Origin of the sequence: Halopseudomonas sp., from assembly GCF_047631575.1 — a bacterium.
Classification (GTDB): domain Bacteria; phylum Pseudomonadota; class Gammaproteobacteria; order Pseudomonadales; family Pseudomonadaceae; genus Halopseudomonas.
Genome location: NZ_JBLIAB010000001.1, coordinates 494,157 through 517,282 on the forward strand (window position 1 = coordinate 494,157; position 23,126 = coordinate 517,282).

Consider the following 23,126-nt stretch of genomic DNA (forward strand, 5'->3'; position numbering starts at 1 on the left):
CCAGCTAAAGAGGCCGGGTTTTTTTATGCTCAGATTAACCGTGCTCAGGGCCGGTCATCCACCTCTTGCTCAATTTGTGGCGGAATCAGATCCTCACGAGTCAGCTTCATCGTCATTAGCAAGCCGTTTGCCACGTAGATCGACGAATAGGTACCGACACCCACACCGATGATCAATGCCAGAGCAAACCCTTGAATGTTTTCGCCTCCAAAGAAATACAGCGCGAAGAGCACCAGCAAGGTTGAAGCCGATGTAGCCAACGTCCGTGCCAGTGTCTGGGTGGTCGATACGTTGATAATCTCTTCAAGATCGGCGGTACGCATGACACGCAAGTTCTCCCGCACGCGGTCAAACACCACTATAGTGTCGTTCAACGAGTAACCTATCACCGCGAGCAACGCCGCCAACACAGTCAGATCGAATGACAAGCCAAAGAAAGAGAAAATACCCAGTGTGAAAATTACGTCGTGCACCAACGCAACGATGGAAGACACCGCGAATTTCATCTGGAAACGCAGCGACACGTAGAGCAAAATCCCGCCCATCGCCAGCAGCATGCCCAGGCCACCCTGGTCGCGCAACTCCTCACCTACCTGCGGGCCGATAAACTCGATCCGCTTAGTGGTGACATCGCTGCCATCATCGTTTTTGACAATTTCTGCAATCTGACTACCCAGGTCAGGATCATCGCTGGCCAAACGAATCAACACGTCTGTCGATGCTCCAAAATACTGCACAACAGCGTCGTCATAGCCAGCTTCACGCAGGGTCGTGCGAATTTCCGGCAAGTCAGCTGCGGTTTCATATTGCAATTCAACCAGGGCTCCGCCAGTAAAGTCCAAACCCAGATTGAGTTGTTTGACCGCCAGACTGGCAATGGAACCGATCATAAGGATGACGGCAACAGCGAAGAAAAACTTGCGCAGCCCCATGAAGTTGATGGTTTTACTGATAATCATGACGCGCTCCTCACAGCCATAGCTTCTTGATGTCACGCCCGCCAACGGTCAGATTGACCATCGCTCGGGTGACCATGATGGCACTGAACATCGAAGTAATAATGCCCAGCGAGAGCGTTACCGCAAACCCCTTGATCGGACCAGAACCCATCGCAAACAGGATCACGCCAACCAGCAAGGTTGTCAGGTTGCCGTCGATGATCGCCGAAAACGCCTTGTCGTAGCCTTCGTGAATCGCCCGTTGAACAGACACACCGCCGGCGATCTCTTCCTTGATGCGGGAAAAGATCAACACGTTAGCGTCGACTGCCATGCCGAGGGTCAATACGATACCGGCAATACCGGGCAACGTCAGTGTGGCGCCGAGCAGAGACATCAGCGCCAGAAGCAGTATCAGGTTAAAGCTCAAAGCAACACCGGCGTACAAACCAAACATCTTGTACAGCACCAACATAAAGATCAACACCATCACAAAGCCTGCCTGTGTAGCGGTGACCCCCTTAGCGATGTTCTCTGCACCCAGACTCGGACCTACGGTACGCTCCTCGACAAAATACATCGGCGCCGCCAAACCACCGGCGCGCAGCAGCAATGCCAGCTCAGACGCCTCAGCCGGCGAATCCAGACCGGTAATACGGAACTGGTTGCCCAAGGTGCTCTGGATGGTAGCGAGGCTGATAATGCTCTTTTCCTCGACAAAAGCCGGGACTTTCGTCTCGACCATGACACCATCGACTTCCTGCATGACATCACGACTGATCTGGCGCTGCTCAATAAAAATCACCGCCATACCGCGCCCTACATTGTTTCGTGTAGCACGCGTCATCATGTCGCCGCCAGGACCATCAAGCTTGATATTGACCTGTGGCTGCCCATTTTCATCGAAATTGGACTGAGCATCAGTGACCTGGTCACCGGTCAGAATAATGCTGCGCTCAACATCCGCAGGGGGACGCTTGTCACCGCGAAAATCAAAGGTCTCGACCGTGGCGCGTGGCGCGTCGAGCTCGGCTCCCAACCGGAACTCGAGGTTCGCAGTCTTGCCCAGGATACGCTTGGCTTCAGCCGTGTCTTGCACGCCCGGAAGCTCAACCACTATGCGATTAGCACCCTGGCGCTGCACCAACGGCTCGGCGACGCCTAGTTCGTTAACTCGGTTGCGCACTGTCGTCAAGTTCTGACGCACCGAATAATCACGAATCTCGGCCATCTCGGCCTCAGTCAGCGTCAGGCGCAACACTTCCAGCCCTTCGCGGCTGACCGTGTTCATCTGAAACTGGTTGTAATCGGCACTAACCAATCGCTGGGCGTCACTGAGCTGCTCTGCGTCGGTAAAACCAAACTGTAATACATTGCCCTGATTGGGCATGCTGCGATAACGCACACGTTCGCTGCGCAGGAGGTTGCGAATCTCGCTCTCATAGACATTGACGCGTGCTTCGATAGCCTTGTCCATGTCGACTTCCAGCAGAAAGTGCACGCCACCGGACAGATCGAGGCCCAACTTCATTGGACCGGCGCCAATATTCATCAGCCATTGCGGAGTGGTTGGGGCCAGATTCTGCGCGACGACGAACTGCGGGCCAAGCGTGCGGCGAACCACATCCTGGGCTGCGAGCTGATCCGAACGTTCGACCAGTCGAACCAGACCAGAACGATCCAGGTCGCCTAGATCAGTGCCTTTAGTCTCGATACCAGCTGCTTGCAGGGCTGATTCAATCCGGTCCAGCTCGCGCTGCTCGATGGTCTGACCAGTTTGTGCGCTGGAGATCTGAATAGCCGGATCATCCGGATACAGATTAGGCATGGCGTAGAGCAGGCCAAGCATTAGCACGGCGATAATTAGCAGGTATTTCCAGAGGGGGTAACGGTTGAGCATATCGGAGCCCGATAACAATCCGGGCGCCGAAGGGCGCCCGAAATAAGATGGTAGGTAGCGATCAGATGGCTTTCAGCGTGCCTTTGGGTAGCGCCGCAACAACAGAGCCCTTCTGGAACTTGAGTTCCTGACCATCACCGACTTCCAGCACGATGAATTCGTCGGTCACTTTCTTGACCTTGCCGAGGATACCGCCGCCGGTCACGACCTCATCACCTACACCCAGGCCACCGATCAGGTTTTTGTGTTCCTTGGCGCGCTTGGCTTGGGGACGCCAGATCATCAGATAAAAGATGACCAGAAAACCGACCAGAAAAATCCACTCAAAACCGCCACCCATGGGTGAGGCACTTTCAGCAGTCTGGGCCATCGCGGCGGGTATGAAAAAGCTCATGTGACACTCCTATTGTATTAACACGAAAGAGAGATCAAGGGCGCTTCCAGGGCGCTTTTCAGGCCTCCAGAGGAGGTACCGGCAAGCCAATCCGAGCGTAGAAGTCGTCCACAAAGGCGCTCAATGTACCTGTTTGGATGGCACCGCGCAAACCGCTCATCAGCCGCTGGTAATAGCGCAGATTGTGAATGGTGTTGAGCATGCTGCCGAGCATTTCGTCGCACTTGTCCAGATGGTGCAGATATCCGCGGGAAAAATTCTGGCAGGTGTAACAATCACACGATGCATCCAGCGTTGAGGTATCACGCTTGTGCACCGCATTGCGGATCTTGATTACCCCAGAATCGACGAACAGATGACCGTTGCGGGCGTTGCGTGTTGGCATCACGCAATCGAACATATCGATACCCCTGCGCACGCCCTCAACCAGATCCTGCGGCTTGCCGACGCCCATCAAATAACGGGGCTTGTCAGCAGGCATATGCTGCGGCAGGAAGTCCAGCACCTTGATCATCTCTTCCTTGGGCTCGCCAACTGACAGACCACCGATTGCCAGACCATCAAAACCAATCTCGTTCAAACCCTCGAGCGAGCGCAGACGTAACGACTCGTGCATACCGCCCTGGACGATCCCGAACAGCGCAGACGGGTTGCCAGCGTGCGCATCCTTTGATCGTTTGGCCCAACGAAGAGACAACTCCATTGACCGCTGGGCAGTATCTTCATCTGCCGGATAGGGCGTGCATTCGTCGAATATCATCACAATATCCGAGCCAAGGTCACGCTGAACCTGCATGGACTCCTCCGGCCCCATGAACACTTTGGCACCGTCTACCGGAGAGGAGAAATACACGCCCTCCTCCTTGATCTTGCGCATCGCGCCGAGACTGAATACCTGAAAACCGCCCGAGTCAGTCAGAATAGGGCCCTGCCATTGCATGAAATCATGCAGATCACCATGTGCCTTGATGACCTCGGTGCCGGGACGCAGCCACAGGTGGAACGTATTACCGAGAATAATCTGCGCGCCAATCGCTTCCACATCCCGTGGCAGCATGCCCTTGACCGTGCCATAGGTGCCAACAGGCATGAAAGCCGGCGTTTCAACAACGCCACGGGGGAAGGTCAGCCGGCCGCGACGCGCCTTACCGTCAGTGGCCAGCAGTTCGAAATTCATATGACTCATACTGCGTCCTCTGGTCCGGCCGCAGCCAGATTGCGGGTGATGAACATGGCATCACCGTAACTGAAAAACCGGTAGTTCTCGGCCACCGCTGCCTGGTAAGCCGCCATGGTCTGCTGGTAACCGGCAAAGGCCGACACCAGCATAAGCAGGGTCGACTCCGGCAAGTGGAAGTTAGTCACCAGCGCATCCACCACATGAAATGGTCGGCCAGGGTAGATGAAAATATCGGTATCGCCGCTAAAAGGTTTCAACTCGCCGTCTCGAGCGGCCGTTTCCAGCGAGCGCACGCTAGTGGTGCCGACAGCAATGACCCGACCGCCTCGCGTCTTGCAGGCATTGACCGCTTCAACGACGTCCGCATCGACTTCCAGCCATTCGCTGTGCATCTGATGATCTTCGATGCGCTCGACACGGACCGGCTGGAAAGTGCCGGCGCCTACATGCAAGGTCACCTCGGCGCGATGCACGCCCTTGTCGGCAATCGACTGCAGCATCTCACGATCAAAATGCAATCCCGCAGTGGGCGCTGCCACAGCGCCGGCCTTCTGCGCATACACCGTCTGATAACGCTCGCGGTCGGCTGGCTCATCAGCCCGGTCGATATACGGCGGCAACGGCATGTGCCCAACCCGCTCAAGCAAAGCCAGTACATCCTCGTCAAACGCCAATTCAAACAGAGCATCATGCCGAGCGACCATCACTGCCACCGCTCCGCCCTCGGTAATGATCCGACTGCCGACCTTGGGCGACTTGCTGGCCCGCACATGGGCCAACACGCGGTGGGCATCAAGCACTCGCTCGACCAGAATCTCCAACTGCCCGCCGGTTTCCTTGCGACCAAACAGGCGCGCAGGGATCACCCGCGTGTTGTTGAATACCATCAGGTCGCCGGGGCGCAGGTAGTCGAGGAGATCAACAAAGTGCTTATGGCTCACCTGCCCGCTCGGCCCGTCTAAGCACAGCAGCCGACTTGACCGCCTTTCAGCCAGCGGATGATGGGCAATAAGACGGTCTGGCAAGTCGAAATGGAAGTCGCTGAGACGCATGCGTGGGAATGATCCGGCAAAGGAAAAGGCCAAGCATGATAGCTGAAACCCGGGAGCCGGGCCAAAGAAAGCCGATTTATTACGCGTCCTACCATTGACCATCGCGTCATGGGATTCGTATACTTCGCGCCGTCTGCAGTAATGCGCAGGCCTCGATGGCGGAATTGGTAGACGCGGCGGATTCAAAATCCGTTTCTGGTGACAGAGTGGGAGTTCGATTCTCCCTCGAGGCACCATCTGATGTATTCAGGTGGTATCAGCAAGACCCAAAACACCCCGAAAAGCCCGCCCAGTGCGGGTTTTTTATTGCCTACAGTTCCCTTGGGTACCCTTGCAAGCCCGAACAATTGGGGGCTTAATAGGAGGCCTCTCAGTTCGGTCAAATAAAGGCCCCCACAATGGAAGTGAAAGCAGACAGTAGATCTCTATTGGCGCTGCAACCAAAACCCAATCCGTACAAGACCGCCGTTGGTCGCGGCCTGTATTTGTTGACCATGCCCAACGGCTCCAAACTATGGCGCCTCAAGTACTATTTCGAGAGGCGAGAACGAACGCTTTCGATTGGGGCTTTCCCCAGCATTACGTTAGCGCAAGCCATCAAGACCAGAGACGAAGCCCGTGCTGCCATCGAGGCGGGTACTGACCCGAGCGCAGTGCGCAAAGCAGAAAAGGACAAACGCGCTGAGCAACGGGCACACGCTAAAGCCTTTCGCTTGGTCATAACGCTAGACCACGCACTAACCATCGAGACACCCCGCCAAATTCTGAGCCTGACGCCCGAGCAAACCGCAGCCGTCCACGTCTTTCTACTAGCCGTCGATACTGAGGGCACCCCTCATGCCTCTGACAGATAGCGCAATTAAGACAGCCAAGCCCAAAGAAAAGCCCTATAAGCTGAGCGATGCCCACGGCCTATATCTTGAGATCACCTGCTCAGGCTCAAAATTGTGGCGACTGAAATACCGAATAGCCGGAAAAGAAAAGAAACTTGCCCTCGGCCCATACCCAACCGTGAGCCTTGCCCAAGCCCGCCAGAAGCGTGAAGAGGCCCGAGAACTATTGGCGAGAGAGATCGACCCCAGCGCCGAACGCAAAGCCGCCAAACAAGCGCAACGGACCAACGGCCTGACCTTTGAAACGCTGGCGCTCGAGTGGTTCGAATACAACGCGCCACGCTGGGCCGAGAGCACCCGCGACAAAGCCAAGCTATATCTGGAAAAGGACATTAACTCCGTGATCGGCGCACGCCCGGTCAAAACCATTACCCGCCCCGAGCTGGTGGAACTGGTGCGCAAGGTCGAAGCACGAGGAGCGCTTAACGTAGCCGGCAAGATTCGCCAATGGTTACACCAGATATTCCGCTTTGGGCTGGCCAGTGGGGTGGTAGAAGCGAACCCGGCCACTGATCTGGATGTTATTGCCGCACCCCAAAGAGCTACCCGCCACCATCCTCACGTCACCTTTGCCGAGCTGCCGGAATTGTTGGCCAAAGCAGAGAAAGCCAACATCAACGCCCTGACCCGTCATGCAATCCGCCTGCTAGTGCTAACAGCTGTCCGCCCTGGCGAGCTACGACAAGCACCATGGTCAGAGTTCGATTTAGCCGGCGCTACATGGACGATCCCGAAAGAGCGCATGAAAGCACGGAGGCCCCATGTAGTGCCGCTGCCTCTTCAAGCCATTGCTATCCTGCGCCAGCTTGAAGAGATAACCGGCGAATACCCGCTGGTCTTTCCCGGCCAGAACAATTCAGACCGCCCCATGAGCGATAACACCATTAATAAAGCACTGCGCCTGATGGGCTACGAAGGCCGCCAGACTGGTCACGGCTTCCGCCACCTGCTAAGTACTGAGCTAAACGGGCGAGGCTATAACCGTGACTGGATAGAACGCCAGCTTGCCCACGGTGACAACAACGAAATCCGCGACACCTACAACCACGCCAACTATTTGGAACAGCGTCGGGAGATGATGCAAGCATGGGCAGATTCGATAGGCGCCCTATGTGCCGGCGCTAACGTGGTTAGTATTAAGCGCAATGCATAACAATTTTTGACTGGCCTAGCTCGACGGAGCGAAAAGCAGGCACCCACCTGCGAGGCCAGCCAATCCATTCAATGGGTACGCCGTGGGAGGTGTGATGATGAAAGATGTTCGCAGATACCTTAGTCATATCAATCTTGCGGATGCCACTTGGAGTTCTGACTCAGAGGTGCCAGGAGTTCCGCCACAACTAAGAACAATGTTCCTAAGAGCAATTGAAAAACTATGCGCCAGCAATCGCATAGGAATGAATGGGCGAGGAAACGAGACACTAGAAATTGAAATCGCCCTCGACGAAGCGCTTCGGCTAGTCTGCCGTTACTTGGAATTAGCGCAAAAAGATGATGAATATGCAGAAGAAAACTATCTACAGGGCCTGAATTCAACACATAAGTGCAACGCTCACCCCTGCATAAACTTCGTATGGCGTCTTCCATCCCAAGCGCTTACGCGGACGTAAATTGATCCGCGCGGCAACCTGATTTACACCCTTGACGGTCAGTTTGCTGAAGTCGCCGCCTTTGGGAAAATACTGCCGGAGTAAGCCGTTGGTATTTTCATTAGTACCGCGCTGTGTAGTGGTCAACTAATCCCGGACACGACGTTAAGTTTTTCTTCAGCCCGAGCCGGCGCCAACCCATCGTTGAATTGATGGGGACGTATCCAGTTGTACCGATACATCAAAAAATGACTGATGTCGCGCTTGGCCTCTTGAGCAGTTCTGTAGCCCAGACTCGGTATCCATTCGGTTTTTAAACTGCGGAACACGCGCTCCATTGGCGCGTTATCCCAGCAATTTCCCCGGCGACTCATGCTCTGGCGTATCCGATAACGCCACAACCGCTGGCGAAATAAACGACTCGCATACTGCGACCCTTGACCAGAGTGAAACAGCAGGCCCTGAGGCCTTCCACGTTGTTCGTAGGCCATATCCAGCGCCTTAATAACCAGCTCGGCGTCTGGCTTTTCAGACAGCGCCCAACCCACTATCCGGCGCGTGCATAAATCAAGAATGACAGCCTGTAGTGGTCAACTAATCCTGGACACGACGTTAAGTTTTTCTTTGGCTCGAGCTGGCTTCAGTCCGCTGTTGAATTGATGTGGCCGAATCCAGTTGTACCGATGCATCAAGAAATGGCTGATATCTCGTTGGGCCTCTTGAGCAATTCTGTAGCCCACGGTCTGTATCCATTCACTTTTCAAACTCCGGAACACCCGCTCCATTGGCACCTTGTCCCAGCAATTACCCTGGCGACTCATGCTCTGACGAATTCGATAACGCCACAACCGCTGGCGAAATAAACGACTCAAGTACTGGGCAAATTCAACCGATCGTGGCGACACTGGATTGTTGAATTGACTTTATACACTTGTTCAGCACTTCAGCAGGTCTTTTCCAGCCAAGCCGCTTGTGTTGCGACTCGCATAATGCTGATTGAGGATTGACGAAAATGTGTCTAGCACTACTCAGATTTACACGCTGCAGTAACAGCTCTCGCCACTTTATTAGCGATGCCTACCATTGCTTAAGTCTATGAAAATACGCTAGTTAACGATCCGAAACCGTCATGTGTGGGGAGGGGGGGTGTATATGAGTTTTCTGCCGGTGGGATTTAAATGTAATTAGGTTGACCTCCGCCTAAATTTTTTGATAAATGTATTATTTTAAGCACCAAAACACCATTTGGAGGCACGGTGATCACACCTGACTACAATATTAATGAAGCTGAGCGCTTGCTCGCGCTGCAGAATACAGAACTCCTTGACACGCCCCCGGAGGAACGTTTTGATCGCATAACCAGACTAGCTCGGCGTTTTTTCGCTGTTGAGACTTGCTTGCTGACTCTGGTGGACAGCGACCGACAATGGTTTAAATCCAAAGTAGGTCTAGAGGAAAACCAGACGAGTCGCGATATTTCTTTTTGCGGCCACACAATATTGGATGACAGGGTCCTAGCGGTTGCTGATGCGCTGCAGGATGCACGTTTTTCTGCGAATCCGCTGGTAACTAATGCCCCACACATTCGTTTCTACGCAGGTGCGCCTGTGAGGGGGCCAGGTGGTCTGCCGATCGGATCTTTGTGTATCTTTGACCCTTCACCTCGTGACTTTACCGACGAGCAAGAGCGAGAGCTACGTGATTTTGCGGATATGGTTGAGTACGAAATTGCTCGTATCGATAAAGCTGATGAACAATCAAAACAGATGTTGGCGATTATTGAGAACATGATTGACGGTGTTATCACTATTAATGATATAGGAATAATTCGCACATTCAGTCGTGGAGCAGAGCATATTTTTGGATACACTAGCGATGAGATGGTTGGGTTCAACGTGAATAATTTAATTAATTCGTCGCATCTCGAGCATCATTATAACTTTACATCAAACTTTACTGGCGCAATTAAAAGCAACGTTATTCGTAGTTATCAAGAGCTCGAGGCACTGCATAAAGATGGCACTGTTTTTCCTATCGAACTAGGGTTGGCCGAAGTTGAACAGTTGGGCAAGATAAACTTCATAGGTATCGTGAGGGATATCACCCAGCGCAAAAAGGGTGAAAATGAGATACATCAGCTGGCGTTTTATGACGCATTGACGCTGCTGCCCAACCGCCGCTTGCTGCTAGACCGTCTGCAGCAAATTATTGCCAATTGCGCTCGGCAAAACCGGTACGCTGCGCTACTGTTTCTGGATCTGGATAACTTCAAGAACCTTAACGATAGCTCAGGCCATAATAAAGGCGACCTGTTGCTATGCCAAGTCGCAGCACGCTTGATTAAATCAGTTCGGCAAGGTGATACCGTTTCACGCTTAGGCGGTGATGAGTTTGTGGTGGTGATCGAGGGTCTTAGCTCCGATCGGCATGAAGCAGCTAACCAGGCTGAAGATGCAGCCGTAAAAATCTGTGTTACGTTGGCTCAGGAATTTGATTTGGGCAGTTTTTCTTATAATGGATCGGCAAGTATTGGTGTGACCATTTTCAATAGCAGCCGTTCATCGCTTGAGGACCTGCTCAAACAAGCGGATATGGCTATGTACAAAGCCAAAGCCTCGGGCCGTAATAGCGTGCATTTTTTTGATCCGCAAATGCAGGTTGCAGTCAGTTTGCGTGCGGCGATGCAGCAAGATCTGTACGAGGCTCTTCGCATGCAGCAGTTTCAAGTCCACTACCAGAAGCAGGTCGGCCAGCACGGGCAGTTGATCGGAGTTGAAGCACTTCTGCGCTGGGCTCATCCCAATAAGGGCTTCATTTCTCCAGCGCAGTTTATTCCCTTGGCGGAAGAAACCGGTCTCATTGTGCCTATCGGGGAATGGGTTTTACGAGAGGCATGCCAAACACTGGCCCACTGGGCCTCTGATCCAGCAAAGGCTAATTTGACGATTGCTGTCAATATCAGTGTTGTGCAGTTCAATAAAAAGGATATTGTAAGCACGGTGCTCAATGCACTGAACGCGTCGGGCGCCAAACCACATAATCTCAAGTTGGAAATTACCGAAAGTCTTCTGGCAAGCGACGTCGAGAACGTGAAAGTCAAGATGTTAGAGTTACAGCGCCACGGAGTTACCTTTTCCATTGATGATTTCGGTACAGGTTACTCCTCCTTGTTTTATCTCAAACAATTGCCAATACACCAGCTGAAAATCGACCAAAGCTTTGTTAGGGACATTATTGATAGCCCCAACGATCAAGCCATTGCGCAGGCGGTAATCACCCTTGCCGTCGCAATGCAACTGAATGTGATCGCCGAAGGTGTTGAAACAGAAGCGCAGCGTATAATGCTTCAAGATTTGGGCTGCGGTGCGTATCAAGGTTATCTCTTCGGAAAACCCTGTGCGCTCCAAGACTTGTTCATCTGAAGTGAGTAATGAGGGCCAGATGAACACTTTTTATCTACCGAGCGTCGAGTCAATAGTCCGCCTCCGAGATCTCATGCGACAGCATCGAGCCGAACGATTGACCACCTTAGTCCGAAACCAATGAGCTAGGCATTTCGGTGATACAAGTCGACTGAATTTTTTGAATAGCCTTCTGGCCCCTCAACATATTTGATCGGCCGCTTCCGGCCAAAAGAAATCATAGAGTATCTAGAAGGTCCGGGGCGATTCACTTGAATACAAGCTACTTCAGAGTTTGGTTCGACTCTCCTGCCACGACACCGTGGGCGGGAGGGGTGTGTTAAAACGCCAACCTTCACGAGCAGGAAACCGCTTTGACAAACTCCCTCCCACTAACCGCAACAATTTAGGTCTTGGCAGCGAGCGTCAAACGTTGTTGCAAGAACGAGGGGTACTTTTCTATTTGGGGGCATATTTGGGGGCATCAATAACGCCATGTATCGATCTGAGCCATTAAATACAAGGCTCGTAGCAGATAGTTCGATTCTCCCTCGAGGCACCAAGCATTGGATTCAATGTTTGGTTATTGGTACAACTTCACAACTATTCTAATCAGTGCAGGGCAATCGCGCCCGACAGCTGTCTTGAAACTTTCGAATCATAAAACTCAACCCATTATTGCACCCTGCTCTTTGGTCAGCTTCTGATCATCGCTTACTCTTATGGAAGGCGTTTTTACTCAAATTAATCACCCTGCCAGCGACCCGTATTATTAAAATGAAACCTTCGAATTAGCGACGTTTAGACGCCAGCTAAGTAAACTGCGTCAGTCTGTATTGGCTTCAGGCAAAATTGACCAGACCGGAATTTCTTGGGCCCCAGACAATGAACACCTGTAAATCCATTATGCGCAACCCAAGCAAGCAGTAGCTGGTTAGCGTGTCGCCAAGAAAGCTTTACCACTATGGATATTGTTATGACGACTTTGCATGAATCCGCTGCGATAGGCGCCGTTCTTACCCTCGACGGATCACAAGTCACCCTCGAACAGGTCCAGGCTGTGGCAGAGGGACGCTGCAAGGTGATCCTTTCACAAGACCCAGCATTCCGTGAGCGCATCAACCGAGGCAGCGCCTTTCTCGAGCGTCTGCTGGCCGAAGATGGCGCGGTCTATGGAGTAACGACAGGGTATGGTGATTCGTGCAACCGCACAGTACCCAGCGGTGACATGGAAAGTCTACCGCACCAACTTTACACCTTTCATGGCTGCGGAATGGGCGAAATTTTGTCCCGCGAAGCGGCACGAGCGGTGATCATTGTGCGCTTGGTTTCACTCTGTCGCGGCTACTCCGGCATCTGCGTGGAGTTACTGGAAAGACTGGTCTGGCTGTTGCAGCAGGATGTAATGCCGGCTATTCCCGAAGAAGGTTCAGTTGGCGCCAGCGGTGATCTGACACCCCTGTCCTATGTCGCCGCCGTGCTATGCGGCGAGCGTGACGTACTGGTTGGTGATCAAAGACGCCCAACCGCTGAGGTCTTTGCTGAACAGGGGATCACGGCATACAGGCTCAAGCCGAAGGAGGGCCTGGCGCTGATGAACGGCACGGCAGTGATGACGGCATTGAGCGTACTGGCGTTCACCCGCTGCAGTTACCTGGCACAACTCACTTCGCGTATCAGCGCACTGGCTGTCCAGGCACTGGACGGCAATCCCTATCATTTCGATGAAGATCTTTTCGCAGCCAAACCGCATCCCGGACAGAGCCAGGTAGCTGCCCGCATGCGTGCGGATCTCCACGCGCCCAGTACACCGCGCAACTCACCGCGCTTGCAGGACCGCTACTCCACCCGCTGTGCACCCCATGTGATCGGCGTTGTGGAGGATGCGCTGCCATGGTGGCGGCAGTTTCTGGAGACCGAACTCAACAGCGCCAATGACAACCCGCTGATCGACGCCGAAAAGGAAAAGGTCATGCATGGCGGTCATTTCTATGGTGGTCACGTAGCCTTCGCCATGGACAGCATGAAGCAAGCCTGCGCCAATCTGGCGGACCTGCTCGACCGCCAACTCGCTCAGTTGGTCGACGTGCGATTCAACCACGGACTACCCAGCAACCTCAGTGGCGCAACGGCGGAACGCGCAGCACTCAATCATGGTTACAAAGCGGTGCAAATCGGAGCCTCGGCATGGACGGCCGAAGCGCTCAAGCTCACCATGCCGGCAAGCGTTTTTTCACGCTCCACCGAATGCCACAATCAGGACAAGGTCAGCATGGGCACCATAGCTGCTCGGGATTGTCTGCGCGTACTCACATTGGTAGAACAGGTAGCTGCGGCCTCGTTACACGCCGCGTGCCAGGGAGTAGAGCTACGCAGCGAGCTGACAGGCGAAGTTCCACCGGCAGACCTGCAGGCCTTTGTCGCAGAATGTAGGCAGCATTTTCCCGCGCTTTATGAAGACCGCGCGTTGGAAAGCGAACTGCGCCTGCTCTGCAGACTCATCCGCCAACGCCAATGGCGCCTTTATGACGCCTGAAAACCCCTCACTAACGAGGCGTAACATCGACATGGCGAGGCCGAGCACATTCTCGCCACGCCAAAACTGTTACTGCTCGTCGAGATAACGCTCGGCATCCAGAGCCGCCATACAGCCGGCGCCTGCTGAGGTAATAGCCTGACGGTAAACGTGGTCGGCAACGTCGCCAGCCGCGAAGACACCCGGTATGTTGGTAGCCGTAGCATTACCCTGGGTACCACTCTGTATGGTCAGGTAGCCATCTTTCATATCCAACTGGCCTTCAAACAGGCTGGTATTAGGGGTGTGGCCGATGGCGATGAACACACCGCTGAGCTTGATGTCCTCGGTGCCGCCAGCGTTCAATGCGATGCGCATACCGGTCACGCCGGTCTGATCGCCCAGCACTTCGTCGAGGGTGGCGTTAAGCTTGAGTTCGATTTTGCCTTCCGCCACGCGTGACATTAGCTTGTCTAGCAGGATTTTCTCCGCGCGGAACACCTCGCGACGATGCACAACGGTGACTTTCTTGGCGATGTTAGCCAGATACAGGGCTTCCTCGACGGCGGTGTTACCACCGCCGATCACGGCGACTTCCTGGTTGCGGTAAAAGAATCCGTCACAGGTAGCACAGGCCGAGACGCCCTTGCCCATGAAGGCTTCTTCCGAGGGAATGCCCAGATAACGGGCAGAAGCGCCGGTTGCAATAATCAGTGCATCGCACTGGTACTCGCCCTGATCGCCCCAGAGGGTAAAGGGACGCTTGGTCAGATCAACCTTGTTTATGTGATCAATCAGGATTTCGGTCTCGAAGCGCTCGGCATGCTCGCGCATCCGTTCCATCAAAGCCGGCCCCTGCAGGCCTTCAACATCGCCGGGCCAATTATCAACATCGGTCGTGGTAGTCAGCTGACCACCCATCTGCATACCGGTGATCAGCACAGGCTTGAGGTTGGCGCGTGCGGCGTAAACAGCAGCGCTGTAACCGGCCGGGCCGGATCCGAGAATGATCAGACGGGTGTGACGTGCTTCGGTCATGCTGCCTCCAGAGCACCGCTATTGCGGTGGAATTAGTTAACTGAGCAGGCCTCGATTATCTTGCAGCCTAACTCTCTACGGACGATCGCCAAACCACCCCGCTCGAACAGGGCAGCCACGCATGGTAGCCATGCATGCAAGCATTGGGTATTCCAATCACTGTATAAGCCGGATAGTTTAACCCTATCGCAGCAGCCTTTTATCTTCTTTCAGCAAGGATCTGTTTCATGAAGCACAATTCTGCCCCATTGAGCGGCTCCGATTATCTGCGTCAGGGCTGGCAACGCGTGCGTCAGCCCGGCTTGCGCCGCTTCGTGATAATTCCGCTGCTATTGAATCTTGCCGTGTTCGCAGCGCTGATTGGCTGGGGCGTGCGTCAATTCAATATCTGGATGGCGCAATTAATGGCGACCGTGCCCGGGTGGCTCAGCTTTATCGAATGGCTGCTCTGGCCGCTGTTCGCTCTGTTGGTCCTGCTCGTCTTGTTTTTTGGCTTCAGCATAGTGGCCAATCTGATCGCCTCTCCCTTCTATGGCTTTCTTGCCGAAAAGGTAGCTGAAAAGGAGCGCGGAGAAATCAGTCCGCCGACCAGTCTGCGCGACATCATGCTCGTGGTGCCCCACTCAGTGGGTCGAGAATTACGCAAAATAGGCTATTACTTGCCCAGACTGCTCATTCTTCTGCTGCTCAGTTTCGTACCGGTTGTCAACCTGGTCTCATCGCCGCTGTTACTGCTGTTCGGCGTGTGGATGATGGCGGTGCAGTACATCGACTTTCAGGCCGACAACGATCAGGTCAGCTTCATCGACATGCTGCGCTGGATGCGCGGTCGACGCATGTTATCGCTCGGCTTCGGTTTACCCGTATACGTCGGCATGCTTATTCCGCTGGTCAACCTGCTGGTCATGCCTTCCGCTGTTGCCGGTTCTACGCTGCTATGGGTGCGCGAGCGCGGGCAATCGGCTACATAAATCTGTCATGAGATTGTCATACGCGCATCACCAAGGCACTGGATGCTACCAGCATGGATACTCCTTTTTCTGCACCCCAATGCTTTGCCGTGGTCACCGAAACCTACGCACCACAAGTTAACGGCGTCGCCAACACGCTCAGCCATCTGTGTCAGGGCCTTGTGCGACGCGGCCATTTGTTGCAACTGATCAGACCCGCGCAATCGGGTGAACAACCTGGGCAAAGCAACTGGCCCGGTCTTCTGGAGCGCCGGACCAAAGGCATGCCTACCCCAGGTTATCCGGGTCTGCAATGGGGGCTGCCTGCCAGCAAGCGTCTGCGTGAACTCTGGCAGAGGCAGCGCCCGGACGCGATCTATCTGGCGACTGAGGGCCCGCTTGGGTGGTCTGCATTACGTGTAGCGCAAGGCATGGGTATTCCTGTCATCAGTGGCTTTCACACCCACTTTCAGCAGTATGCCGATCACTATGGCGTCGGACCACTGCAGCACCCGGTCATGAGCTACCTGCGCTGGTTCCACAACCGTACCCAACTGACGCTTACCGCCTGTCCGACCCAGCAGAAAGAGCTGATGCGGGCAGGTTTTCATAACCTTGCGCATCTCGGACGCGGCGTGGACTGCGACCAGTTTCATCCGAGCCTTCGCGATCCCGCCCTGCGGCAGCGCTGGCAGGCGGCTGAAAATGATGTGGTGTTGCTGCATGCAGGCCGGCTGGCTCCGGAAAAAAATCTACCGCTACTGGTGAAAGCCTGGCAACAACTGCGTGCCCAGCGCCCCGTTTCATCTCAGCAGATACGCCTCGTCGTGGTGGGCGACGGCCCATCACGCGCGCAACTGCAACGCCAACTGCCTGACGCTGTTTTCACCGGATGGCTCAATGGATCAGCTTTAGCGACGGCCTATGCCAGCGCTGACATATTTGTGTTCCCTAGTAAGACTGAAACCTTCGGCAATGTAGTGACGGAAGCAATGGCGTCGGGCTTGGCGGTCAACGCGTTCGATTCGGCGGCAGCGCACCAGCATATTCGCGATCGCTTCAGTGGTTGTCTGGCGCCCATTAGTCTTGACCCGCAATTTATCAGCAATCTGCAGTGGCTAGTTGAAGATATAGAGCGGCGGCGTAATGTGCGTATACATGCAAGACACCGAGCCTGTCAGCTTGGCTGGGACCCGGTGATCAATCGATTTGAACACTACCTGAGCAGGGCTGCATCAGGCCCGTCGAGAGGGGCTGATGCAGCCCCCGCCAAAGACCGGCGTTTCAGGCCAGGGTCTTCAAAGCCTCACGGCTGAAGGGCAGAATTTCGCTGAAGCGACCTTCGCGAACCTTGTCTGCCCACTCAGGATCAACGATCAGCGCGCGACCTACAGCAACCAGATCGAATTCACCAGCAGACAGACGAACCAATAGGTCATCGATATTGGCTGTTTGAGCCACCTTGTCGGTCTTGACCATGAATTCAAGGAACTCGCCGTCCAGGCCAACACTGCCAACAGTGATGCAGGGCTTGCCAGTAATCTTGCGCGTCCAACCAGCCAGGTTCAGATCAGAGCCTTCAAACTCAGGCTCCCAGAAGCGGCGCTGCGAGCAATGGAAGATATCCACCCCAGCTGCAACCAATGGCGCCAGGAAAGCGTCCAGCAGTTCAGGCGTTGGGGCCAGTCGTGCGGTGTAATCCTGCTGCTTCCACTGGGAGAAGCGAAGAATAATTGGGTATTCAGGACCGACTGCGGCCCGAACGGCACTGATAATTTCCACGGCAAAACGACCACGGTTTTCCATGCTGCCACCGTATTCATCGTCACGCTGGTTACTACCTTCCCAGAAAAACTGGTCGATCAGGTAGCCATGGGCGCCGTGCAGCTCGATCGCATCGCAACCAACTGCCTTGGCATCGCTGGCCGCCTGGGCGAAGGCGTCAACCACTTCACGGATATCGGCGCGCGTCATGCCGTGAACGACTTCCTTACCATCCTTGATTTTCTCCATTGGGCCATAGCCCGGCACATCAACGTTTGGCTCAGCACCCAGACGGCGGGTATTGCCCACATGCCATAACTGGGGAGCAATCTTGCCACCCACAGCATGGACGGCGTCCACGACCTTTTTCCAACCGGCAAGCGCTTCCTCGCCATGGAAAGCAGGTACATCGGGATAGCCACTGGCCGCCGCGTGATTGATGGTGGTGCCTTCAGTGATGATCAAGCCAACACCGGACTCGGAACGGCGACGGTAATAGTTGACCACCTGGTCTGTCGGCACGCCGCCCGGGGAAAAGTTACGGGTCATTGGCGCCATGACGATCCGATTATTCAGCGTGAGCGGGCCGTACTGGAAAGATGCAAATAATGAACTGGTATCAGCGGACATCAATAAATCTCCTGTAATAGGGTTGGACATGATAAACACGACTTTGACGCGGCACCCGCGAGTGGACCGGTCGTCTTGCAGTAGGACAGTTGGCTCCGATAACCCTCAGGGCTGTAACAGGCGCTCCAGCTGGCTGATAAAAACGCGCAGCGGACCAATTTGCCGATCCACTTTCATGCGCAGCAGGGCGCCCTCCCAGGCTGCGCCGATGAAGGCACCCAGCGCATGCGGGTCCTGATCAGCCGGCAACTCTCCCGCATCCCGAGCCTCGACCAAACAGTTCGCCAGCAGCTCACTGGATCGGTTGAGAATGGCACTAGCCGCATACCCTATTGGCTGACTGTCACCTGCTTTTTCATGGCAGAGGCTGCCAATAAAGCACTGATGTGTAGGCTCATGCTGGTTGGCGAAGTAACCGACAAGATCTCGGTAAAAGCGCAGGATACGGTCGCGGGGACTGGCGTCATGAGCCTGCAAGGCAGCACCAAAACGTTCCAAGCGCGGCAAATAGTAGTAATGCAGCGCCTGAATGGCAAAATCTTCCTTACTCTCGAAATAGTGATAGAAGGAGCCCTTGGGCACCCCGGCATTTTGGGTGATTTCCTGCACGCCTGTCCCGTTGTAGCCCTTGAGCAACATGACCTCGGTACCGGCCGCTAGAATTCGCGCACGTTTATCTTGAATAGCATTCATGAAAAACACTATACGACCGGTCACCTTTGATTGATAGCGCAAGCAGAGATCATTCATTTTAATGATAAAAAGAAATAGACAGACACAAAAAAGGCCTCCGGGTCAGGGAAGCCTTTATCGTGATTTGGTTGGGTCCGACCGGCAGCCGGCACCCTCAACCAGACTTAGTGCTCGACGCCGCCTTCACCATGGATATGACCATGAGCGAGTTCGTCTTCGGTTGCATCACGGACTTCGATAACCTTGACTTCGAAAGTCAGACGCTGGCCTGCCAGCGGATGGTTACCGTCAACCGTCACTTCATCGCCTTCGACACCTGAGATGGTAACGATCTGCATGCTGCCATCGGGGCCTGAGGCATGAAACTGCATGCCTGGCTCAAGCTCCTCGACGCCTTCGAACATGTTACGACCCAGCACAGCAACCAGTTCAGCGCTAAACTCGCCATAGGCGTTTTCCGGCTCTACTGTTACTTTCAGTTCGTCGCCAGCGGCTTTGCCATCAAGCGCCTGCTCGAGACCGGGGATAATGTTACCTGCACCTTGCAGGTAAACCAGCGGACCGCCACCAGCGGACGAATCAAGCACTTCGCCAGCATCGTCGGTCAGTGTGTATTCAATCGATACGGCTTTGTTCGCAGCAATCTGCATAATTCGTCACCTGTTTTTTCGCGTAAAGCGCGTCAGTTTACGCCGTTTTGACGCGTAACGCACGGGTTGACCGATGCACGGTTCGCCTAGACTATAACTCCCGACGCCGGGCTTTGACCGTGCGGATTAATTAAGAGGTAAAGATGACCCAGCGCCTGGTACTGGTGATCAATTGCGGTAGCTCCTCCATCAAATTTGCCTTGCGCCGAGAAGCCGATGGCAAACCGCTCATGAGCGGTATGGCCGAGCGGCTGGGTAGCGGCCGGGCAAGCCTCAGCTGGCGCGCCGCAAACACTCAGCAGGAAATTACACTGGCTGACGGCGAACATGCCACTGCCATGACAGCCCTGATGCCCCTGATCAAACAGCATGCCGACCAGCCACTGAGCGCAGTCGGCCATCGTGTGGTCCATGGTGGGGAGCATTTCACCCGCGCTCAGCAGATCGACGCCAGTGTACTGGATGCCATTCAGGCCAATGCTGCCCTCGCACCCCTGCACAACCCGGCCAATTTGACTGGCATTCATGCAGCCATGCGTGTGTTTCCGGACGTCGCGCACGTTGCCGTATTTGATACCGCTTTTCACCAAAGCATGCCTGCGCATGCCTATCGCTATGCATTACCCGAGGCGTTGTATCAACAGTATGCCATTCGCCGCTACGGCTTCCATGGCACCAGCCACCAGTATGTCACTGATCAAGCGAGCAAACTGACTGGCCGCCAGCCCGAGGAAGGCGCTTGGCTCAGTGCACACCTGGGCAACGGCTGCTCCACTTGCGCTGTCTTGAACGGCCGCAGCATGGACACCAGCATGGGTCTTACGCCCCTTGAAGGCCTGGTGATGGGCACACGCAGCGGCGACGTGGATCCGAATCTGCACGCACACCTGCAGCGAACGCTAGGCTGGGATCTCATGCGGATCGAACAATTGCTGAACCGCGAAAGTGGCTTGCTCGGGCTATCCGGCCTGACCAACGATATGCGCCAGCTCGAAGAAGCCGCGGCTCAAGGACATGCCGGAGCCATATTGGCCATCGAGGTTTTCTGCTATCGACTGGCCCGTTCATTGTTCAGCATGTGCGCTGCGCTGCCGCGCCTGGATGGATTGCTGTTTACCGGAGGCATCGGCGAAAACTCAGCCAAGGTACGCGCGCGCACCCTGGCGCACATGGCAGCGATCGGCCTCAAGCTGGATCACAATGCCAACGACAACGCCCCCAAGGGTGTAGCCACTGCCATCCATGCTCAGGGCTCGCCGATGATATGGGTCATTCCCACCGATGAAGAACGCCAGATAGCGCAAGAGAGTCTGGCATTGCTCGAACACTGAATCCAACAACAGACGGGACGCTTGCATGCACACCTTCTTTATTGCTCCAACCGGTTTTGGAGTCGGTCTTACTTCGATCAGCCTGGGTCTGATTCGTTCGTTGCAGCGCACCGGCCTGCGCGTTCACTTCCTCAAGCCCATTGCCCAACCGCATCCGGGTGACACCGGCCCGGAACGCTCCACTGAACTCATCAGCCGCACTCTTGATCTGTCCCCGCCGAAACCCCTTGGCCTAGCCGACGTTGAACATCGGCTGGCCAACGGGCAGCTCGACGAAGTACTCGAGGACATTGTCAGCAACTTTCATCTGGCGGCGGCAGATGCCGACGTGGTGATAGTCGAGGGTATGGTGCCCACGCGACAGGCCAGCTATGCCGCTCGTATCAATCATCACCTGGCGCGCAGCCTGGACGCAGACGTCATCCTCGTCACCGCGCCCGATGACGAGGATATGTCGAGCCTCGCCGACCGCATCGAAATTCACGCTCAGGGCTTCGGCGGCCCGGCCCACTCGAAAGTCCTCGGCGTCATCGTCAACAAGGTACGCGGGCTGGAACTTGCTGACGGCCCCCCCGCCAACCGCAGCGAACTCAAACAGACTCTCAAGGAGTTCGCCCTTGCCCTCAAGCAGGAATCGCAGGTACTGGACACCGACGACTTTCGCCTGATTGGCTGCATTCCTTGGGAAGATACGCTGAACGCCCCCCGCACCTCCGACATCGCAGAGCTACTGCACGCCACCGTGCTCCATGAGGGGCATATCGGTAGCCGACGGGTCATGGACATCGCCCTGTGCGCACGCACGGTGCCCAACATCGTCGAGCGGCTGAAGCCCGGTACCCTGATTGTCACGCCCGGTGACCGCGATGACATCATCATCGCTGCCAGCCTAGCGTCACTGGCGGGCACCCCCCTGGCCGGATTGATGCTGACCAGCGGTTTTACCCCGGACCCCCGAGTGATGCAGCTATGCCAGCCGGCCCTCGCCGGTGGCCTGCCGGTGCTTAGTACCACTACCAACACCTTCGACACCGCTACCCAACTGGACCGCATGAACCGGGAAATTCCGGTAGATGACCACGAGCGCGCCGAACAGGTGACCGAGTTTGCCGCCTCATACATCGACCATGCGTGGCTGCAACGCCGCTGCGGCGCACCACGAGAGGCGCGCATGTCGCCTCCGGCTTTCCGCTACCAGCTGATGAGCCGGGCCCAGAAGGCAGCCAAGCGCATCGTACTGCCCGAAGGCGATGAGCCGCGCACAGTGCAAGCCGCCGCTACCTGCCAACGCCGTGGCATTGCCCAATGCATACTGCTGGCCAAGCGCGAGTCAGTGGAAGCCGTCGCCCGCGCGCAGCATATCGTCCTGCCTGAAGGCCTGCAGATAATCGATCCAGACGACGTGCGTGCACGCTACGTTGAGCCCATGATGGCACTTAGAAAAGGCAAAGGGTTGAATGCCCCCATGGCCCTGCAGCAGCTTGAAGACAATGTCGTATTGGGCACCATGATGCTCGCCCTGGACGAAGTTGATGGCCTGGTATCCGGCGCCATCCACACCACCGCCAATACCATCCGCCCAGCCTTTCAGCTGATCAAGACCGCGCCGGGCTACAACCTGGTGTCGTCCATCTTTTTCATGCTGCTCCCTGAGCAGGTGTTAGTGTACGGCGACTGCGCAGTCAATCCGGATCCGGACGCTACCGAACTGGCCGAAATTGCAATTCAGAGTGCCCGCTCCGCTGAAGCCTTCGGCATCCCGGCCCGCGTAGCGATGATCAGTTATTCGACTGGTAAATCAGGCACCGGCGAAGATGTTGAGAAGGTACGCGAGGCGACCCGCATCGCTGCGGAGCGGGAGCCCGGGCTTCTGATCGACGGCCCGCTCCAGTATGATGCTGCCGCGATTGCCAGTGTTGGGTTGCAAAAGGCACCGGACAGCCCTGTGGCTGGCAAAGCCACTGTATTCGTATTCCCAGACCTCAATACTGGTAACACGACCTACAAGGCCGTGCAGCGCAGCGCCAATGTGGTCAGTGTCGGCCCCATGCTGCAGGGCCTGCGCAAACCAGTAAATGACCTGTCGCGCGGTGCGTTAGTGGACGACATTGTCTATACCATCGCATTGACAGCCATTCAGGCCGACATGAATGAATAGACCCGAGCCAGCACCCCGGACTGGCACTCCAAGACTAGCCCTTTAAGCGA

At 55.2% G+C, this 23,126-nt stretch carries 17 protein-coding genes, 1 tRNA gene and 3 pseudogenes; 9 read left to right on the top strand and 12 right to left on the bottom strand.

Annotation, left to right across the window (positions count from 1 at the left end; genetic code table 11):
• Positions 1-44: 44 nt before the first annotated feature.
• The 5 genes from secF to queA form a co-directional block, all read right to left on the bottom strand.
• On the bottom strand, positions 45-959 hold the full coding sequence (secF, locus tag ACJAXR_RS02345; protein WP_415056640.1) for a protein translocase subunit SecF: 915 nt from the start codon (positions 957-959) through the stop codon (positions 45-47).
• Between the two features lie 10 nt (positions 960-969).
• The gene (gene secD / locus ACJAXR_RS02350) at positions 970-2,838 is read right to left on the bottom strand and encodes a protein translocase subunit SecD (RefSeq protein WP_415056641.1); all 1,869 of its coding nucleotides are present in this window, start codon (positions 2,836-2,838) and stop codon (positions 970-972) included.
• Between the two features lie 61 nt (positions 2,839-2,899).
• Positions 2,900-3,232, bottom strand: coding sequence for a preprotein translocase subunit YajC (yajC, locus tag ACJAXR_RS02355; RefSeq protein WP_415056642.1), 333 nt, complete (start codon positions 3,230-3,232; stop codon positions 2,900-2,902).
• A gap of 58 nt (positions 3,233-3,290) precedes the next feature.
• Complete coding sequence (gene tgt, locus ACJAXR_RS02360; protein WP_415056962.1) at positions 3,291-4,409, bottom strand: tRNA guanosine(34) transglycosylase Tgt; 1,119 nt, start codon at positions 4,407-4,409, stop codon at positions 3,291-3,293.
• Positions 4,410-4,414: 5 nt separating this feature from the next.
• On the bottom strand, positions 4,415-5,464 hold the full coding sequence (queA, locus tag ACJAXR_RS02365; protein WP_415056643.1) for a tRNA preQ1(34) S-adenosylmethionine ribosyltransferase-isomerase QueA: 1,050 nt from the start codon (positions 5,462-5,464) through the stop codon (positions 4,415-4,417).
• 149 nt (positions 5,465-5,613) lie between these two features.
• On the opposite strand from queA, the gene ACJAXR_RS02370 reads away from it, so the two are divergent.
• The 3 genes from ACJAXR_RS02370 to ACJAXR_RS02380 all read left to right on the top strand — a co-directional run bounded on the left by ACJAXR_RS02370 (position 5,614) and on the right by ACJAXR_RS02380 (position 7,510).
• Positions 5,614-5,700: transfer RNA gene (locus ACJAXR_RS02370), tRNA-Leu, on the top strand.
• Between the two features lie 162 nt (positions 5,701-5,862).
• On the top strand, positions 5,863-6,318 hold the full coding sequence (locus ACJAXR_RS02375; protein WP_415056644.1) for an Arm DNA-binding domain-containing protein: 456 nt from the start codon (positions 5,863-5,865) through the stop codon (positions 6,316-6,318).
• Positions 6,302-7,510: a tyrosine-type recombinase/integrase gene (locus ACJAXR_RS02380; protein WP_415056645.1), complete on the top strand. Its 1,209-nt coding sequence runs from the start codon at positions 6,302-6,304 to the stop codon at positions 7,508-7,510. The genes ACJAXR_RS02375 and ACJAXR_RS02380 overlap by 17 nt, the downstream gene beginning before the upstream one ends.
• 379 nt (positions 7,511-7,889) lie before the next feature.
• On the opposite strand, the pseudogene ACJAXR_RS02385 reads toward ACJAXR_RS02380, so the two are convergent.
• The 3 pseudogenes from ACJAXR_RS02385 to ACJAXR_RS02395 all read right to left on the bottom strand — a co-directional run.
• Positions 7,890-8,081, bottom strand: a pseudogene (locus tag ACJAXR_RS02385) (transposase); the annotation flags it as partial.
• Between the two features lie 8 nt (positions 8,082-8,089).
• A pseudogene (locus ACJAXR_RS02390) lies at positions 8,090-8,527 on the bottom strand (IS3 family transposase); the annotation flags it as partial.
• A 9-nt stretch (positions 8,528-8,536) separates the two neighbouring features.
• A pseudogene (locus ACJAXR_RS02395) lies at positions 8,537-8,827 on the bottom strand (integrase core domain-containing protein); the annotation flags it as partial.
• 375 nt (positions 8,828-9,202) lie between these two features.
• On the opposite strand from ACJAXR_RS02395, the gene ACJAXR_RS02400 reads away from it, so the two are divergent.
• Positions 9,203-11,368: an EAL domain-containing protein gene (locus ACJAXR_RS02400; protein ID WP_415056646.1), complete on the top strand. Its 2,166-nt coding sequence runs from the start codon at positions 9,203-9,205 to the stop codon at positions 11,366-11,368.
• Between the two features lie 955 nt (positions 11,369-12,323).
• Entirely contained in the window at positions 12,324-13,883 is a 1,560-nt protein-coding gene (locus ACJAXR_RS02405; RefSeq protein ID WP_415056647.1) for an HAL/PAL/TAL family ammonia-lyase, read from the top strand.
• Positions 13,884-13,952: 69 nt separating this feature from the next.
• Here ACJAXR_RS02405 and trxB read toward each other — a convergent pair whose 3' ends face one another.
• Positions 13,953-14,900, bottom strand: a complete 948-nt coding sequence (gene trxB, locus ACJAXR_RS02410; RefSeq protein ID WP_415056648.1) for a thioredoxin-disulfide reductase — start codon at positions 14,898-14,900, stop codon at positions 13,953-13,955.
• Between the two features lie 227 nt (positions 14,901-15,127).
• On the opposite strand from trxB, the gene cysZ reads away from it, so the two are divergent.
• Complete coding sequence (gene cysZ, locus ACJAXR_RS02415; RefSeq protein WP_415056649.1) at positions 15,128-15,871, top strand: sulfate transporter CysZ; 744 nt, start codon at positions 15,128-15,130, stop codon at positions 15,869-15,871.
• A gap of 53 nt (positions 15,872-15,924) precedes the next feature.
• Positions 15,925-17,166 (top strand): glycosyltransferase family 4 protein, encoded by a 1,242-nt coding sequence (locus tag ACJAXR_RS02420; protein ID WP_415056650.1) that lies wholly within the window; start codon positions 15,925-15,927, stop codon positions 17,164-17,166.
• Here the strand turns inward: ACJAXR_RS02420 and ACJAXR_RS02425 are convergent.
• The 3 genes from ACJAXR_RS02425 to ACJAXR_RS02435 form a co-directional block, all read right to left on the bottom strand.
• On the bottom strand, positions 17,135-18,244 hold the full coding sequence (locus ACJAXR_RS02425) for an NADH:flavin oxidoreductase (RefSeq protein ID WP_415056651.1): 1,110 nt from the start codon (positions 18,242-18,244) through the stop codon (positions 17,135-17,137). The two genes, ACJAXR_RS02420 and ACJAXR_RS02425, sit on opposite strands and share 32 nt — an antisense overlap.
• A 105-nt stretch (positions 18,245-18,349) precedes the next feature.
• On the bottom strand, positions 18,350-18,937 hold the full coding sequence (locus ACJAXR_RS02430; RefSeq protein WP_415056652.1) for a TetR/AcrR family transcriptional regulator: 588 nt from the start codon (positions 18,935-18,937) through the stop codon (positions 18,350-18,352).
• A 164-nt stretch (positions 18,938-19,101) separates the two neighbouring features.
• Positions 19,102-19,587, bottom strand: coding sequence for an FKBP-type peptidyl-prolyl cis-trans isomerase (locus tag ACJAXR_RS02435; protein WP_415056653.1), 486 nt, complete (start codon positions 19,585-19,587; stop codon positions 19,102-19,104).
• Between the two features lie 143 nt (positions 19,588-19,730).
• Between ACJAXR_RS02435 and ACJAXR_RS02440 the strand changes: the two genes are divergently transcribed.
• Both ACJAXR_RS02440 and pta read left to right on the top strand, forming a co-directional pair.
• Positions 19,731-20,918 carry an acetate/propionate family kinase gene (locus tag ACJAXR_RS02440; RefSeq protein ID WP_415056654.1) on the top strand — a complete coding sequence of 396 codons (1,188 nt, stop codon included), beginning with the start codon at positions 19,731-19,733 and terminating at the stop codon, positions 20,916-20,918.
• Positions 20,919-20,943: 25 nt separating this feature from the next.
• Positions 20,944-23,076, top strand: coding sequence for a phosphate acetyltransferase (gene pta / locus ACJAXR_RS02445; RefSeq protein WP_415056655.1), 2,133 nt, complete (start codon positions 20,944-20,946; stop codon positions 23,074-23,076).
• Positions 23,077-23,126: the final 50 nt, after the last annotated feature.

Coding starts and splice junctions, on each gene's coding strand:
- secF (WP_415056640.1), bottom strand. CDS start 959: ATGATTATCAGTAAAACCATCAACTTCATGGGGCTGCGCAAGTTTTTC.
- secD (WP_415056641.1), bottom strand. CDS start 2,838: ATGCTCAACCGTTACCCCCTCTGGAAATACCTGCTAATTATCGCCGTG.
- yajC (WP_415056642.1), bottom strand. CDS start 3,232: ATGAGCTTTTTCATACCCGCCGCGATGGCCCAGACTGCTGAAAGTGCC.
- tgt (WP_415056962.1), bottom strand. CDS start 4,409: ATGAATTTCGAACTGCTGGCCACTGACGGTAAGGCGCGTCGCGGCCGG.
- queA (WP_415056643.1), bottom strand. CDS start 5,464: ATGCGTCTCAGCGACTTCCATTTCGACTTGCCAGACCGTCTTATTGCC.
- ACJAXR_RS02375 (WP_415056644.1), top strand. CDS start 5,863: ATGGAAGTGAAAGCAGACAGTAGATCTCTATTGGCGCTGCAACCAAAA.
- ACJAXR_RS02380 (WP_415056645.1), top strand. CDS start 6,302: ATGCCTCTGACAGATAGCGCAATTAAGACAGCCAAGCCCAAAGAAAAG.
- ACJAXR_RS02405 (WP_415056647.1), top strand. CDS start 12,324: ATGACGACTTTGCATGAATCCGCTGCGATAGGCGCCGTTCTTACCCTC.
- trxB (WP_415056648.1), bottom strand. CDS start 14,900: ATGACCGAAGCACGTCACACCCGTCTGATCATTCTCGGATCCGGCCCG.
- cysZ (WP_415056649.1), top strand. CDS start 15,128: ATGAAGCACAATTCTGCCCCATTGAGCGGCTCCGATTATCTGCGTCAG.
- ACJAXR_RS02420 (WP_415056650.1), top strand. CDS start 15,925: ATGGATACTCCTTTTTCTGCACCCCAATGCTTTGCCGTGGTCACCGAA.
- ACJAXR_RS02425 (WP_415056651.1), bottom strand. CDS start 18,244: ATGTCCGCTGATACCAGTTCATTATTTGCATCTTTCCAGTACGGCCCG.
- ACJAXR_RS02430 (WP_415056652.1), bottom strand. CDS start 18,937: ATGAATGCTATTCAAGATAAACGTGCGCGAATTCTAGCGGCCGGTACC.
- ACJAXR_RS02435 (WP_415056653.1), bottom strand. CDS start 19,587: ATGCAGATTGCTGCGAACAAAGCCGTATCGATTGAATACACACTGACC.
- ACJAXR_RS02440 (WP_415056654.1), top strand. CDS start 19,731: ATGACCCAGCGCCTGGTACTGGTGATCAATTGCGGTAGCTCCTCCATC.
- pta (WP_415056655.1), top strand. CDS start 20,944: ATGCACACCTTCTTTATTGCTCCAACCGGTTTTGGAGTCGGTCTTACT.